Annotated in this window: 14 protein-coding genes; 7 read left to right on the forward strand and 7 right to left on the reverse strand. The window is 61.4% G+C overall.

The window, feature by feature from the left end; all coding sequences use genetic code 11:
- Positions 1 to 48: 48 nt before the first annotated feature.
- The 3 genes from R4P64_RS22990 to R4P64_RS23000 are packed head-to-tail and all read left to right on the forward strand — an operon-like array spanning position 49 to position 3,689.
- Complete coding sequence (locus R4P64_RS22990) at positions 49 to 1,047, forward strand: ABC transporter ATP-binding protein (RefSeq protein WP_033236997.1); 999 nt, start codon at positions 49 to 51, stop codon at positions 1,045 to 1,047.
- Between the two features lie 8 nt (positions 1,048 to 1,055).
- Positions 1,056 to 2,075, forward strand: a complete 1,020-nt coding sequence (locus R4P64_RS22995; protein WP_045064800.1) for an ABC transporter ATP-binding protein — start codon at positions 1,056 to 1,058, stop codon at positions 2,073 to 2,075.
- 39 nt (positions 2,076 to 2,114) lie between these two features.
- On the forward strand, positions 2,115 to 3,689 hold the full coding sequence (locus R4P64_RS23000; protein WP_317822836.1) for an ABC transporter substrate-binding protein: 1,575 nt from the start codon (positions 2,115 to 2,117) through the stop codon (positions 3,687 to 3,689).
- Positions 3,690 to 3,771: 82 nt separating this feature from the next.
- Here the strand turns inward: R4P64_RS23000 and R4P64_RS23005 are convergent, their stop codons facing one another.
- Genes R4P64_RS23005 through R4P64_RS23020 form a run of 4 tightly spaced genes read right to left on the reverse strand, consistent with a single transcriptional unit; the run spans position 3,772 to position 7,767 of the window.
- Positions 3,772 to 4,824, reverse strand: a complete 1,053-nt coding sequence (locus R4P64_RS23005) for a CaiB/BaiF CoA transferase family protein (RefSeq protein WP_033237002.1) — start codon at positions 4,822 to 4,824, stop codon at positions 3,772 to 3,774.
- Positions 4,821 to 5,777: an LLM class F420-dependent oxidoreductase gene (locus R4P64_RS23010; protein WP_317822837.1), complete on the reverse strand. Its 957-nt coding sequence runs from the start codon at positions 5,775 to 5,777 to the stop codon at positions 4,821 to 4,823. Before R4P64_RS23010 ends, R4P64_RS23005 begins: the two co-directional genes overlap by 4 nt.
- On the reverse strand, positions 5,762 to 6,190 hold the full coding sequence (locus R4P64_RS23015; RefSeq protein ID WP_317822838.1) for a cobalamin B12-binding domain-containing protein: 429 nt from the start codon (positions 6,188 to 6,190) through the stop codon (positions 5,762 to 5,764). The genes R4P64_RS23010 and R4P64_RS23015 overlap by 16 nt, the downstream gene beginning before the upstream one ends.
- Positions 6,190 to 7,767 (reverse strand): methylmalonyl-CoA mutase family protein, encoded by a 1,578-nt coding sequence (locus R4P64_RS23020; RefSeq protein ID WP_033237029.1) that lies wholly within the window; start codon positions 7,765 to 7,767, stop codon positions 6,190 to 6,192. Before R4P64_RS23020 ends, R4P64_RS23015 begins: the two co-directional genes overlap by 1 nt.
- Before the next feature lie 70 nt (positions 7,768 to 7,837).
- Here R4P64_RS23020 and R4P64_RS23025 point away from each other — a divergent pair, with 70 nt between their 5' ends.
- Entirely contained in the window at positions 7,838 to 8,665 is an 828-nt protein-coding gene (locus R4P64_RS23025) for an NAD(P)-dependent oxidoreductase (RefSeq protein ID WP_317822839.1), read from the forward strand.
- 89 nt (positions 8,666 to 8,754) lie between these two features.
- Positions 8,755 to 9,813: an alpha/beta fold hydrolase gene (locus R4P64_RS23030; protein WP_033237005.1), complete on the forward strand. Its 1,059-nt coding sequence runs from the start codon at positions 8,755 to 8,757 to the stop codon at positions 9,811 to 9,813.
- Between the two features lie 8 nt (positions 9,814 to 9,821).
- Here R4P64_RS23030 and R4P64_RS23035 read toward each other — a convergent pair whose 3' ends face one another.
- Together R4P64_RS23035 and R4P64_RS23040 are read right to left on the reverse strand one after the other, a co-directional pair.
- Positions 9,822 to 10,934, reverse strand: a complete 1,113-nt coding sequence (locus R4P64_RS23035) for a hypothetical protein (protein WP_317822840.1) — start codon at positions 10,932 to 10,934, stop codon at positions 9,822 to 9,824.
- A complete protein-coding gene (locus R4P64_RS23040) occupies positions 10,919 to 12,043 on the reverse strand; it encodes a phosphotransferase family protein (RefSeq protein WP_239654628.1) in 1,125 nt (374 codons plus the stop codon). Before R4P64_RS23040 ends, R4P64_RS23035 begins: the two co-directional genes overlap by 16 nt.
- A 161-nt stretch (positions 12,044 to 12,204) precedes the next feature.
- Here R4P64_RS23040 and R4P64_RS23045 point away from each other — a divergent pair, with 161 nt between their 5' ends.
- A complete protein-coding gene (locus R4P64_RS23045) occupies positions 12,205 to 12,828 on the forward strand; it encodes a TetR/AcrR family transcriptional regulator (protein WP_045064816.1) in 624 nt (207 codons plus the stop codon).
- Here R4P64_RS23045 and R4P64_RS23050 read toward each other — a convergent pair.
- Positions 12,818 to 14,065: a vWA domain-containing protein gene (locus R4P64_RS23050; protein WP_317822841.1), complete on the reverse strand. Its 1,248-nt coding sequence runs from the start codon at positions 14,063 to 14,065 to the stop codon at positions 12,818 to 12,820. The two genes, R4P64_RS23045 and R4P64_RS23050, sit on opposite strands and share 11 nt — an antisense overlap.
- Positions 14,066 to 14,183: 118 nt before the next feature.
- Between R4P64_RS23050 and R4P64_RS23055 the strand changes: the two genes are divergently transcribed.
- Positions 14,184 to 14,687 carry a MarR family transcriptional regulator gene (locus R4P64_RS23055; protein ID WP_317822843.1) on the forward strand — a complete coding sequence of 168 codons (504 nt, stop codon included), beginning with the start codon at positions 14,184 to 14,186 and terminating at the stop codon, positions 14,685 to 14,687.
- Positions 14,688 to 14,690: the final 3 nt, after the last annotated feature.

The following is a 14,690-nucleotide window of genomic DNA, read 5'->3' on the forward strand; positions in this document are numbered from 1 at the left end:
AAGCAATTCGACGCAGTAGCCGACTACAGATCAAAGGGCCGGATCACCATGAACTCTCAGCCACTCCTCGAAGTGAGGAACCTACGTGCCCACATCGGCACACCACGCGGAATCGTGCGTGCCGTGGACGGGGTCTCCTTGACCTTGGACCGAAGTCAAGCACTGGGAATCGTCGGTGAATCCGGCTCCGGCAAGTCCGTCATGGCACGGGCCATCATGGGCCTGATGCCACCGCGTTCGGGCCGATCGGGGGAAGTCACCTTCCAAGGACGCGATCTACTGTCGCTGACGAAGAAGGAAAAGCTCGAGATCTGGGGCAACCAGATCGCCATGGTCTTCCAAGATCCGGGCAGATCACTCAACCCTGTAGTCAAAGTGGAACGACAGATGACCGAAGGGATGCGCCGCCATCTCGGAGTCAGCCGTTCCGAAGCTCACAGTCGGGCCCTCGACCTCCTCAAGGAGGTCGGGGTGCCCGACCCCGAACGACGTCTGAGCAACTACCCCCACGAAATGTCCGGCGGCATGCGCCAACGCGTCATGATCGCGATCGCACTCGCGTGCGAGCCGGATCTGTTGATCGCCGACGAGCCCACCACGGCATTGGACGTGACGATTCAGCGCCAGATCCTGGACCTGCTGCGACGCATCCAACGCGAACGTGGCACCTCGATGCTGCTGATCAGCCACGACCTGGCTGTCGTCGCCGGCCGAACCGACCGCGTCTCCGTCATGTATGCGGGAAAGATCGCCGAAATCGGCTCCACCCGAGAAGTATTCGACGAGCCACGCCACCGCTACACCCACGCCCTCCTGGGAGCAACGCCCACCATCGACCACGAACGCCACTCACCGTTGCGTTTGATCGACGGATCGCTCCCCGACCCCACATCCCCACCCGAGGGTTGCCGCTTCGAGCCACGCTGCGGTCAGGCCGTCGCAGAGTGTTCCACTCCCGGCCTGCAGTTGGAATCAGTTGGCGCAGACCATGACGTGGCGTGCCTCAACCCGGTCGCCGTTCCGGCGTCGGCAATGTCCGGAAGGTAAAGAATCTCATGGCTGGTAGTGGTAGCGCCCACCTACGGGGCGACGACGCTCTCCTGAGTGTTCAAGATCTTGTCGTGGAATACCACACAAGTTCCGGAACCGTTCAGGCCGTATCCAAGATCAGTTTCGACGTACTGCCCGGCGAAACCCTGGGCATCGTCGGCGAATCCGGTTGCGGAAAGTCCACCACCGGACGCGCAGTTCTGCGTCTGGACCGAGTCACCGCGGGCCGAATCCGCTTCGGCGAGGACTGGATCGAAAACGCCGACGAATCGCAGATGCGTAAACTGCGCCGCGACATGCAGATGATCTTCCAAGATCCGGTAGCGTCGCTGAACCCGCGGCGTTCCGTCAAGGACATCGTCGTCGAGGGCATGGCAGTCGCCGGCGCCCCCACCGCAGAAAAAGTCACCACCTCGGCATCGGTTCTCGAACAGGTCGGCCTGTCCGGCACGCGGTTCGCAGAGATGTTGCCGCGCCAACTTTCCGGCGGCCAGGCACAGCGTGTAGCGATCGCGCGCGCACTCGCACTGAGCCCACGACTGTTGATCTGCGACGAACCCGTCTCCGCACTCGACGTCTCCGTCCAGGCACAGATCCTGAACCTCATCGAGGTACTCAAGAGCGAGTTCGACCTCACCGTTGTCTTCATCGCCCACGACCTCGGTGTGGTGCGAACGGTCAGCGACAACGTCATGGTCATGTACTTGGGCAAAGTCTGCGAGTTCGGCGACTCCGTCGAGGTCTACGACGACCCCGCACACCCTTACACCCGCGCACTACTCGATTCCGTACCGCTGACCGATCCGGAGAAGGGCTTTGCCGGGCCAGCGCTGGAAGGGGATGTGCCGTCGCCGCTTTCACCGCCGAGCGGATGCCGATTCCGCACCCGGTGCCCCCAAGTCGAGGAACGTTGCGTTACGGAGGAACCTGAGATGAGAGAGGTTCGTCCCGGCCAGTTCGCAGCGTGTCACTTCCCCCTGGCTTCGGTGAGCAAGAACCTTCTGGTGGACAGCGTCGCCGGGTGATCTCGACTTGCCAGCTGCATTACTTCTGAAAGGTCGACCATGATCCGAACGAGGCGCGCACTAGCCGCGACTCTGGCCGCGGTGTGTTCCGTGGCAGTGTTTGTCAGTGCGTGCGGCACCAGCCCCGCAGAAACCACAGGAACCAGCGCCGATGCCGGTGAACCGGTAGCTGGTGGGGTGGCGCGTGCCATTGTCATCGGCGAACCTCGCACTCTCGACCCGGCTGGACTGGGTAATTCGTGGACGCGGCAAAGCCTTCTCGGAAACGCGCTGTACGGGACGTTGATGATCGAGGATCCCTCGACGCTCGACATGAAGTTCACCATGGCGACAGACTTCTCCACAGTCGACGGTGGATCGACGTTCACACTGAAACTTCGCCCCGGGCTGACATTTTCCGACGAAACACCGTTGGATGCGGCTGCCGTGAAGTTCAACTGGGATCGTCTGCGTGATCCTGCGAATCCATCCGATTCGATCAGGCAGGCGTCGCAGGTGGCGTCCACCGAGGTGGTGGACGCGACGACTCTGAACGTCGTGATGGCAGCGCCCAGTCCGGTCTTCCCACAGGCGCTGGTGACCGGTGCCATGAACTGGATCGCCTCACCAACTGCATTGCAGAAGGGGCAAGCCGCCTTCGACGAAAACCCCGTCGGTGCCGGGCCTTTCACGCTGACGAGGTGGACACGCCAGGACGTCATGGAGCTGAAGAAGAACCCGCAGTACTGGGATGCGCCGAAGCCGTACCTCGACGGGCTGACCCTCCGAACGGTCGCTGACGCCACGCAACGCCTCAACACGATGATCGCGGGCGGCGCAGACTTTGCCATGGAAACGAACTGGGCGAGCCTGGCTCAGGCGCAGGACGCCGGTTTGTCCACCGACACAGTATCGTTCGGCGGCGGACTCTACATGGGCATGAACGTGCGACGCGCACCGTTCGACGACGAACGCGCCCGTCGGGCAGTCTCCATGGCTGTGGATCTCGAAGCAGTCAACACCGTGATCAACGACGGCAAAGGCGTTGTCCCGCAAACACTCTTCCCGGAAACGTCACCGTTCTTCTCCGACATTCCACTGACAACTCCGAACAAGGAAACGGCGCAGAAACTCTTCGACGAGTTGGCAGCCGAGGGCAAACCCCTGTCCTTCACCTTCACCACCTATGCACTGCCGGAGAACAAGGCAACCGCCGAAACTGTGCAGGCGCAACTGAGCGCCTTCAAGAATGTGTCCATGGATATCGAAGTTGTGGATGCCGCGACCGGAAATTCCCGCAATGCCACTCACGATTTCGACATGATCATTGCATCGGCACTGTTCCAGGATCCCGATGCCGCGCTGTGGACCGCATTTCATTCCTCCTCGCAGGGAAACATCACCGGAATCAGCGACCAGCAACTCACCGGCGCCCTGGACGCCGGCCGTGTCGGGAAGACGATCGAGGAACGCCGCGCGGCGTACGAAACCGTGCAGAAGCGTCTGGTAGCACTCAATCCGGGTATTTGGTACGCAAAGTCTGCACCGTCGGTCATCACTGCAAAGAATGCACATGGCGTTGTGATGTACGGCTTCGGATCACCACTGCCCGAGGAGTTCTGGATGACCAACTGATCTTCCACAACTGAAGACACAACTATGGTCCCGCGAGTTGCGAACTCGCGGGACCATCTTTGTTGTTGTCGGAACTGTTAAATCAAATCCGAGCCGGAATGTCCCCGTGCTCACCGAGCAGGGGCGGCGGGCCGTACTCGGGTTCGTAACCAGCGACGCGGATCGGACTCCCGACCAGACGGTAGTCCCCGGCCGTCACTATCGCCTCCGGAAGCGCGTCGAGCGCGTCAGGTAGTGAACGCACTGCAGATGCGGGCACTCCTAATGGGCGCAGGCGAGATTCCCAGTTGGCGGCGGTGTCCGTGGCCAACACTTCGGTAACGGCGCCCAGTACCTCGTCTCTGCGCTCAGCTCGCTCAGCCATCGTCTCGAATCCCACGATGCCGGCTTCGCCGGCAAACGAGCGCCAGAAACCGTCGTGTGTGATGAACAGTGCGAGGTGTCCGTCTGCCGTCGGAAATAGTTGAGCGGGAACATAGTACGAATGCGCGCCTGAAGGGAGTCGGCGCGGCTCCACGCCGTCGTTGAGGTAGGACGACGCTCGATAGTTGAGCTGCGAGAGCATGACGTCTTGCAACGACACCTCGACCTGTCCCCCGCTACCCGATACGATCTGCGCCAGAAGTCCAAGAGCCGCAGTAAGCCCGGAGGAATTGTCTGCCGAGGAGTATCCGGGAAGCGTCGGCGGACCGGACGGGTCCCCGGTCAGCGAAGCTACGCCGGTTGCTGCCTGGATGACGTAGTCGAAGGCAGGATCGTCACCGGCGGCCAGCCCGAATCCGGTAAGTGCAACGCATACGATTTGTTCGTTCCATTTACGCAGAGCCTCGTAGGTCAGGCCGTACCGGTGGATGGCCGACGGTTTCAGGTTTGCCAGCAGCGCATCGGATTCCTCCACCAATTCGCCGAGACGCGCCTGCCCGGCCTCTGTCGTGAGGTCGATGCAGATACTCCGCTTGCCGCGATTGAGGCTCGCGAAGTAAGAATCGCTGACCTGGCGCGATATGTCTCCACTCGGCGGTTCGATCTTGATGACATCTGCGCCGAGATCAGCCAGCATCATGGTGGCGTACGGTCCGGCGAGCATGTGCCCGATCTCGAGGATCCGGATGCCTGCCAGCGGCCCGGAGGTCACCGGAACTCCGCTGCGATCTGTGCGATCACTTCGCGCGTCCGGTATTTGGAGGCGATCAGCTCGTCCCGGTTGTCACCGATGGGGAGTAGTCGCATCGAAAGATCGGTAACCCCGGCAGCCTCGTAGCTGCGGAATCCCTCGAGTATCGCATTCTCGTCACCCACAACGCACAGATCACCAATGTCCTTGGCGCCACCCTTTTCCAAGAGTTTCTGATAGTTCGGCGACACCTCGGCTTCACCGAGGATCCGGTTGGCTCGCTCGCGCGCTTTGTCGACTTCGGACGGACTGCACAGACAGACCGGGATGCCGGCGATGATGCGCGGATCGGGACGGCCGGCGTCGGCTGCTGCCTTGCTGATCCGAGGAACGACGTGATCTTCGATCGCACGCTGGTCTGCCATCCACAGTATGGTTCCGTCGGCGCGCTCGCCGGCGATCTTCAGCATGACTGGTCCGAGAGCGGCAACCAGAACTGGCATCGGAGATACGGGACCGATCTCGAGCGGATTGTGCACCGTGAACGTCGAGTTCTCCACGTCTACCGGACCGGGGCCGTTGAGGGCAGAGGCAAGGACCTCGAGGTAGTCGCGGGTGAGCCCGGCCGGCTTGTCGTAGGGCAAGCCGAGCATGTCCTCGATGATCCAGTGATGCGACGGACCGACACCGAGCGCCAACCGCCCGTCGGTTGCTGCGTGAGCCGAGAGCGCTTGCCGCGCCAGTGCAATCGGATGTTGTGCCTGCAGCGGAACCACGGCTGTGCCGATTTCGATTCTCGACGTCCGCGTGCCCATCAGGGACACAGCCGTCAACGCGTCGAAGTCGCTGGGAACCTGCGGCACCCAGACACTGTCGAGACCGGCGGCCTCTGCCCACTCCACGTCCGCCATCATGCGGGCGACCTTCTTCGCGGAGTCGCCCCGCTCGGGGCCGATCATCACTCCGATGCGCACGGTTCCTCCAGATTTGCTGTTGCCGATGTTTCAGTCAATGCGCGTACTCCGCTGACCAGTTCTTCCAGTGAAGCGCCGGTGGGAAACACTGCCGAGGCACCGGCCTCGAGCAGGCGCGGCACATCCGACTGCGGGATTGTGCCTCCTACAACAACTTTGATGTCTCCTGCGTCCGCAGCCCGAAGGGCCTCGAGGGTTCGAGTTGTGAGCGCGACGTGAGCACCGGAGAGAATACTGAGTCCGACAACGGCCACATCTTCTTGCAGCGCAATGGTGACGATGTCTTCGACCGTCCGCCTGATGCCGGTATAGATAACTTCGAATCCGGCGTCGCGCAACGCTCGTGCGACGATCTTGGCACCACGGTCATGGCCGTCGAGGCCTGGCTTTGCAACAAGAACGCGGGCGCTCATCAGAACACCACCGGCTGCTGGAATTCGCCCCATACTGCCTTGAGGGACGAAACCATCTCGCCGACTGTGCAGTACGCGTTGGCGCAGTCGATCAACTTGTGCATCAGATTGTCCGTTCCTTCCGCTGCTCGGGACAGTGCCGTCAGTGACCTCGCCACCTCGTCAGGATCACGGTCCGCTTTGACCCTCGCGAGCCGTTTCAGTTGCAGCTCACGCCCTTCGGCGTTGAGCTCGTAAGTCGAAATCTCCGGCGCGGGTTCCTCGGAGACAAACCGGTTGACACCGACAACCGGCTTTACGCCCGATTCGACGTCCTTGTGGAGTTGGTAGGCCTCATCGGCGATCAGCCCCTGCAGGTAGCCGTCCTCGATGGCTCGAACCATGCCGCCGTGCGCTTCGAGATCCGCCATGATCTCGATGAGTCGCTCTTCCGTTGCGTCCGTAAGGGCTTCGACGAAGTAGGACCCACCGAGCGGGTCGGCCACCCGCGTCACTCCGGTCTCGTAAGCGAGGATCTGCTGGGTACGCAGGGCCAGCGTTGCGGACTCTTCACTGGGAAGGGCAAAGGGCTCGTCCCAGGCCGCTGTGAACATGGACTGGACGCCGCCGAGTACCGACGCCATGGACTCGTACGCCACACGCACGAGGTTGTTCTGCGCCTGAGGCGCGTACAGCGACGCGCCACCGGCGACACAACCGAAGCGGAACATCGACGCCTTGTCGGTGGTGGCGCCGTAACGCTCCCGGACGATAGTGGCCCAACGACGGCGTCCGGCACGATATTTGGCGATCTCCTCGAAGAAGTCGCCGTGCGTGTAGAAGAAGAACGAAATCTGCGGCGCAAACTCGTCGATGGTCATGCGTCCACGCTCGACCACTGTGTCGCAGTAGGTGACACCGTCCGCGAGTGTGAAGGCCATCTCCTGGACGGCGGTGGCGCCGGCATCACGGAAGTGCGCTCCGGCCACCGAGATTGCATTGAACCTGGGCACCTCGGCGGCGCAGAACTCGATGGTGTCGGCAATCAACCGCAGCGACGGCTCCGGGGGCCAGATCCACGTACCTCGGGAGGCATATTCCTTCAGGATGTCGTTCTGGATAGTCCCGGTGAGCTTCTCCCGCGGAACACCCTTGCGTTCAGCAGCAGCCACGTAGAACGCCAGCAGAATCGCGGCCGTTCCGTTGATCGTGAAACTGGTGCTGATCTTGTCGAGCGGGATGTCCTCGAACAGCACCTCCGCGTCGGCAAGGGTATCGACGGCTACACCGACGCGCCCGACTTCTTCGGTGACCTCTGGGTCATCGGAGTCGTAGCCGCATTGGGTGGGCAGGTCGAGGGCAACCGAGAGTCCGGTGCCGCCTTGCGCGAGGAGATAGCGATAGCGAGCGTTGGACTCTTCCGCGGTGCCGAACCCGGAGTACTGCCGAAAAGTCCACAAGCGCCCTCGATATCCCGAGGAGAAGTTGCCGCGGGTGAAGGGGTACGCGCCCGGTGCGGGCGGATCGACAGTCCTGTCCTCCGGTCCGTAGACCGGAGCGAGAGGGATGCCGGACGAGGTTTCCGTGAAGTCGTTCATCGTTGAATACGGTACTTGCAAAAAATGAGAATGCCAATACCATTCCAGAGAACGAGAACTTAGGAGAACGATGCCCAGCCAGAACGCACTCACCGATCGCACCTTGGTCATTTCCGGCGGAAGCCGTGGAATCGGCCTTGCCATCGCCACCGCAGCAGCCAAGTACGGAGCGAACGTCGTTCTGCTCGCCAAGACAGGCGAACCACACCCGAGACTTCAGGGAACCGTGCACACAGCCGTCGAAGGCATCCAAGCTGCCGGCGGAAAGGCCGTTGCCGTCGTCGGCGACGTCCGGAAAGAAGAAGACGCCAGGCGCGCTGTCGCCGTCGCGGTCGAGAATTTCGGTGCCGTCGACATCTGCGTCAACAATGCGAGTGCAATAGCCCTCGAAAGCACGGAAAACCTGCCGGCAAAGAAGTACGACCTCATGCAGGAAATCAATTCGCGAGGCACGTTCCTACTCACACAGGCCGCCCTGCCACACCTGCGCGAGTCGGAAAACGCACACATCCTCACCATCGCACCACCGGTGAACATGAACCCGTACTGGCTCGGCGCACACCCCGCATACACGCTCTCGAAGTACGGAATGAGCCTGCTCACCTTGGGCTTTGCGGCAGAATTTGCCGACGCCGGCATCGCCGCGAATTGCTTGTGGCCACAGACGTACATCGCCACTGCAGCGGTCGCCAACATGGCCGACGGAGACAGCCTGCTGTCCTCGTCACGTAGTCCGGAAATCATGGCCGACGCGGCCGTCGAGATCTTCTCCCAGCCGTCCACGAAGACCACCGGCAACTGCTTCATCGACGCCGATGTACTCATCGAGTCGGGAATCACGGACCTGTCGGTCTACGGCGGCGGCGACAATCCGCAGCTTGATCTGTTCCTGGACTGATTCGAACACACTGCAGCGGGTGTATGTGATCGTAGGTAACATACACTCGTTGTGGCCGAAGCACGGCTGCCGACTGCGAGGGGACAGCTGTGTTGGATACGAGGCGTTTGATCACGAGTGCTCGTAACGCGTGGGGTCTGTCCTTCGGCGACGGAGTCGAAGGGCGCCGGCGCACCCCGTCCACCCTGATCTCCGAAGGTCCGCACCGCGATCTGTACCGCTTCGGAGAAATCCAGGGACGACCCGTACTCCTGGTGCCCCCGTTGGCTGTCCCCGCATATTGTTACGATCTCCGGCCCGGCCAGAGTCTCGCTTCCCATCTCGTTCGAGGTGGACATACGCCGTACGCGCTCGACTACGGAACGATGCAATACACAGATCGGCACATGGGATTTGAATCCTGGATCGACGGCATCATCCCCGATGCCATACGTGCGGTCTCCGAATTGCACGACGGCACAGATGTTTCCGTCATCGGATGGAGCCTCGGTGGAACCATGACGCTGTTGACCGCGTCGGCTCACTCCGACCTGCCGATAGCGTCGATCACAGCGATCGGCACCCCGGTCGACTACACCAAAATTCCCACAATCAGCCCACTTCGGCTGATCGGTGGATACACCGGCGATCGCCCACTCACGACGGCCACCGATCTGATCGGCGGGCTTCCCGCTCCCCTGGTGCAAGCTAGTTATCGCGTGACCGCGCCGCAACGGGAACTACTCAAGCCGTGGTTCATAGCCAAGAACCTGCACAACACCGAGACCCTTGCCCGCATGGAATCGATCGACACCTTCATGGCGGACATGCCCGGCTACCCCGGGCGGGCATTCAGGCAGATCTGTAGGCAACTCATCCTGGGAAACGGGTTGTACAAGAACACAATCGTTCTGGGAGGCCGAAGCATCGACCTGTCCGAACTGAATGTGCCGGTACTCGCCATCGGCGGAACATCCGATGTCATCGCACCCGCCGCCTCGGTGGCGGCAATCCGGTCGGTCCTGACCGGATCACCGTCCGTTCGATTCGAGGAGGTGCCGGGAAGCCACCTCGGCATTGTGGCCGGCCCGACGTCAGAGAACTCCACCTGGGCGCACATCGACAGCTTCTTGAAAGACGTTACCCAGCAGATGGTTACGGCTCTCTAGATACACGTTCACTTCGCCATGTCGAGCCAACCCACAAAGCCGGACGGGTCGTGGCGCCCCATGACGGCGTGTTCGAACATGCCCCACCCCTCGGACCCGTTGCAGGTTGCCCGCGCGATGTGGTCAATTGTTCCGTAGGGAAGCTTCGCGACGATCGCCGGATCGGTGAGGTCGTACACCGACGACGAGCTCCAGTTACGGCCGCGCCATTCTCCATGAGTCCAGCCGCTGTCGCCGCCGTAGCCGGCACCGACGTTGAGAGCAACAAATCCGATGGTGTCGATATCGACAACCAGAGCCTCGCCGGCCGGCGTGGTCAGGTGAATACGTGCACTCTCGGGATGCCTGGTTCCGGGTCGGTACGCGATTTCGGTACGCGGCCAACCCAATTGCTCGACTCGTCCGTCCGGGAAGGTCCGCGTCGCGTGGCTCAGAGTGCGGTAGCCGTCGGGGCTTTCCTGCACGATGATCATCAACGCAAAATCGTCGAATCGAAGCGGCACATACGTCCACCAGTGACCGCCGGGGGGCTCGTCGCCCATGCGGCCCGCTGGATCCGGCTCGCCGACGGGTCTGATCCCCCACGAGCGGTCACGACTTCCCGTCCACACTGCCGGATCGACGGCAATATCGGTGCCGCGCACGCTCATCGTGCCGGACCAACTGCCGACCTGCGCAAAGCGGGTGGCGTCGAGGATCGCTCGCGGACCCGACATCAAAGTGTGGTGTTCCTCGAGAACCGAATCGAAGGCACCCTCCCATGTCATGTCGAAGGAAAGGTCTTCATGTTCGCAGACAACCCGCAAGGTCTGCAGCGGCTTGATCACCTCGACCCGGTACCCACCCACTTCGGTTTTGGTCGATGCACCGTCATGCGCATCCGAAAACCGCACTGCCACTTGCGTATCACCGGTGCGGACGGTGGCAAATGCGTCGACGACGCCGAGGTTGGGGTACACCCCGAGTCCGGTCACGAGGAAGACGTCCCCGGTGCGGTCGTGGGCGTTGAAGTAGCATCGGTCGTAGAAATTGCGGTCCGTGCTGGCAACGCGCGCCATGGACAGCGGCGCCTGGTGCACTGGGTATTCGTCCAGATCGATCGGCTTCATTTCTTGTCCCATTCGTAGGTTCCATCGATGAGGTCTGCAAGCATGCGGTGATGCAGTACGTATTCGTCGGGATTCTCCGGAGCCTCTATCTCCCCGAAGTGGATTCGACGTCGAGCGATCTGTGACATGACGATTCCGTGCCGCAACGCCGCGTACACCAGATAAAAGTCGAGGTCACGAACCGTCACACCCGTCGCCTGCTCGTATTGTGCGACTACGTCTTCGCGTCGGAACATCTTCGGCAATCCGGGCATGGAGAACTGTTCCGCCAGGTCCTGGAACTGACGGTGGAAGAATATGAACCAACCGAGATCAACTTCGCGCGGCGCCCCGGCTGCCGATTCCCAGTCGAGGACCGCGACCGGAGCGGTCCCTTGGAACATGATATTGCCAACCCGAGAGTCACCCCAGCACAACACATCTGCACTCGGCTCTTTCGGCCAGTGGGCTTCGAGCCATTCGAAAGCAGCTTCCAACAGCGGGATTCGTAGTCCGTCGTCGCGGCGGGTCCAGTCGTAGTATGCACGCTCGCCCTCGAAGTGTCGGCGCAGGCCTGACATGCCACTCAGAAAGGGCAGTTCTGCGTCGATGCCGTGAATCCGCGCCAGAATATCGATACTGCTCGACTGAACACGCGCCTGGTCTTCACTGCTCGATTCCAGAAGCCATCCACCAAATACGTAGGGCGGGTTGTCCACCGGGACTGCACCGGTCACTCGGTCCATGACCAGGAATGGGGTCCCGAGGGCTTCCGACGAGGTCTCGACCCAGCGAACGTGCGGGACGGGCACATCACTTCGCTCGCGTACCGCGGTCAGGACGTCGAACTGATATTGGAGGTCGTACGTGGGGAAAACAGGAAATGCCGAGACCTCAGGTGCCAGTCGCGCCACCAACTGTGCCGACTGTGGGGCTCCTTCCTCGGTCCAGTCCAGATCGAACAGCACTGAGACACTGGACATTCCCGAATGGGCCGGCCTGCTCACGTTGTACACACGCACATCGGTGGCGGCGCCGAGCGTTCCGACAAGCCACTTTTCGAGTTGCGCAGAGACAACCTCGAGGTCGGTCTCCGTTGTGGTGATCGACGCTTCCACGTCGTCCGGCATGCTCGTTGTCACTTCAGGGAGCCTTCCTTCACTCGATTCACGTTCGCGCCGCATCTTCGACTCCGAGAAAATCGCCGGCAGCGTCAAAAGTTCCGTGATTGGGCTAAACTTTCTGTACTGCAGGCCAAATATAGACTTGAGTTTAGTTTTGTGGAAGGTTTTCGGGAGAATTGATGACCGACGAACAGATGCCGCTCTCACGCCGCGAGCGCAACAAGTACGAGACACGCCAGCGACTCCTGAGCGCAGCCCGCACATTGTTTGCCGAAAGGGGTGTAACAGGCACGACGATCGACGACCTCGCCGAGGCAGCCGATGTCTCGCGCGCGACGTTCTTCAATTACTTCCCCAGCAAGGATGCGGTGGTCTCGGCACTACACGACGGCCACATGCAGAAGCTGGGCGTTCTGATCGACGGACTGCTCGAGCGTGAAATGACGACAAATGAACGGATTCGCCTCGTCCTCGAAGACGTCACCGACGCAACGCACAGATTCAGGGAGTACCTCCGCGCCGGCGAACTCGAGCGAGACCCGGCGCGCGAACAGATCAGTCCCGAACGCACCGAACAGTTCCACGATCAAATCCGTCGACTACTCGATCGCGGAATCGTCGACGGCGAAGTGCGCACGGACTTCTCGGCCCATTTTCTCGCTCAGACAGCTGCTGCCGTGTATATCTCATCGGTTCAGTACTCGCGGCCGCCAGCAGCCGACAACACGGATAACACCGGCAGCTTCGACGACGCTCTACGTTTCATCGCCGAAGCACTCGAACCGCGAGACGCTATCTCGTGATTCCGGCTGCGACGGCACTCTTGTGCCAGTCCGGGAATTCGCTCAACAACCGTGAATAGAGCTCGGAGTCGGAAACGGAATCGATGTCGTCGAGGGCAAAGAACCCGGCGTTGTCGACCACTCGCCCGTCCATGTCGTCGAGCTTCTCGAGCACTCCGTACTTGGCCTTGCCGATCCCGACGAACTGCCAGAACGCCGGTAGCTCCGACGCGTCGCGCATCAGAGCCGCAATTTCCCGACGCTCGGTGAATCCTCCGTCGGTGAAGAAGAGGACAAGCGTTGGCGCCGTACCGGAGCGCAAGCCGGAGACGATTTCCGTCATGATCGGAATTTCGCGGTTGGACGCACCGATCGCGTCGTAGTCGAATCCGCCGTGCGATCCGCGCAGGTGGAGGTATTCCTCCGACCAGGATTCGGCGTCGTGCACCGATATCTCCGGAAGTTTGTGGAAGCCAACCGCATACAGGTACGGCTCGAGCTTGCCGTCGTCGTCGAGCTGAATCGCGACGGGAACCATTCGCTCGACGACCCGGTGCACCACCTTCGACCTGTACTGCTTGCTCATGCTGCCGGTTTTGTCGATCACCAGGATCACGCGGGCGCGGATTCCGTTGCCGCCCTTCGTCAAAAGCACCTTCGCGACTTCGCGTTTACGAAGGTCGAGCTTCTCACGCTTGACCATCGACAGCTTGGCTTCGTCGGGAACGCTGCGAATACCGTCCGTCGACGCTTCTGCAGGCTCATCGTCGACCGAGACCCCGAAAGTCGTTACCAGGTCCGCCAATCCCCCGTCCCACCCGGCTGAGACGTTGCGGATCTTCCATGCCTCACCGCGGCGGTAGATCTCGACCAGCACAGCCGCCCGTTCGGTGGTCAAGCCCAGTGCAGGGGCAGCGATCCGTTCACCGCCTGCCTGATCAACGGTGGCTCCTAACTGCGGCACGTCGGCAAGAGCACCGGACACATTGCCGTCGAGCGCGACCGCAACGCTGAGCATCATGATGTCGGCCGGCACGCCGGCGCTGTCGATCTCGACAACTCCTCCGTCGCTCAGGCGTACCGCACCTTCCGGCGAATTCGGCTGATTGAAAAAGATGAAATCCACGTCGCTGCGGACCTTGTTGTTGCCGTCGAGCTGGAAAACCATCAGGTCGACGCTGCCAGGGGCGGCACCCGTCACCGCCACTCTCAGCGTGTGTCCGTCGACCGTTGTGTTCGCTCCGCGTACCAACTCCATGCGGGAACACTATCGAGATCCGGACCTCTCAGAGCGTTCAGGAATAGATTCCGCCCTCCCAGCGTAATAGTTGAGTAAGCAATACTTGCGTAAGCAAATAAATCGAGGAGCGAGGGCGATGGACCAGGACAAACAGACGCGCGGCCGGGTGTGGCGCAATCTTGTCGTCGCGCACAGCGTCATCCTCGGAAAAATGGAGGCTGACCTGCGCGCAAGCACCGGGCTGACGCTCGGTCAGTACGACGTACTGCTGCGACTGCACGAAGCCCCCGGCAATTCACTGCGTATGGGCGACCTCGCCCAGCAAGTCCTGGTGACCACCAGTGGCGTCACCCGAGTCGCGGATCGACTAGTCAACGCCGGACTGGTGGAGCGAGTGCGCCCCGACGCCGACCGACGGGTCGTCACGGTCTCGATGACGCCCGCAGGCAAGGAAACTCTGCGAGCCGCATCTGCCATTCATTCGCGCGGAATAGCGGAGTACTTCGCCGACCTGGTCGAAGCGGAAGAACTTCCGGTCCTCGATCGCTTCTTCAGCCGCCTCGCAGCTCACCACACCACAACAACTGACACCTGTGATGTCGGCGGCACGCGCCTCCCCATCACCCCCACGACACGATAGAGA

The sequence above is a fragment of the Rhodococcus sp. IEGM 1366 genome, from assembly GCF_033142425.1.
In the GTDB taxonomy this organism is placed as follows: domain Bacteria; phylum Actinomycetota; class Actinomycetes; order Mycobacteriales; family Mycobacteriaceae; genus Rhodococcus_F; species Rhodococcus_F globerula.

Coding starts and splice junctions, on each gene's coding strand:
- R4P64_RS22990 (WP_033236997.1), top strand. CDS start 49: ATGAACTCTCAGCCACTCCTCGAAGTGAGGAACCTACGTGCCCACATC.
- R4P64_RS22995 (WP_045064800.1), top strand. CDS start 1,056: ATGGCTGGTAGTGGTAGCGCCCACCTACGGGGCGACGACGCTCTCCTG.
- R4P64_RS23000 (WP_317822836.1), top strand. CDS start 2,115: ATGATCCGAACGAGGCGCGCACTAGCCGCGACTCTGGCCGCGGTGTGT.
- R4P64_RS23015 (WP_317822838.1), bottom strand. CDS start 6,190: ATGAGCGCCCGCGTTCTTGTTGCAAAGCCAGGCCTCGACGGCCATGAC.
- R4P64_RS23020 (WP_033237029.1), bottom strand. CDS start 7,767: ATGAACGACTTCACGGAAACCTCGTCCGGCATCCCTCTCGCTCCGGTC.
- R4P64_RS23025 (WP_317822839.1), top strand. CDS start 7,838: ATGCCCAGCCAGAACGCACTCACCGATCGCACCTTGGTCATTTCCGGC.
- R4P64_RS23035 (WP_317822840.1), bottom strand. CDS start 10,934: ATGGGACAAGAAATGAAGCCGATCGATCTGGACGAATACCCAGTGCAC.
- R4P64_RS23045 (WP_045064816.1), top strand. CDS start 12,205: ATGACCGACGAACAGATGCCGCTCTCACGCCGCGAGCGCAACAAGTAC.
- R4P64_RS23050 (WP_317822841.1), bottom strand. CDS start 14,065: ATGGAGTTGGTACGCGGAGCGAACACAACGGTCGACGGACACACGCTG.
- R4P64_RS23055 (WP_317822843.1), top strand. CDS start 14,184: ATGGACCAGGACAAACAGACGCGCGGCCGGGTGTGGCGCAATCTTGTC.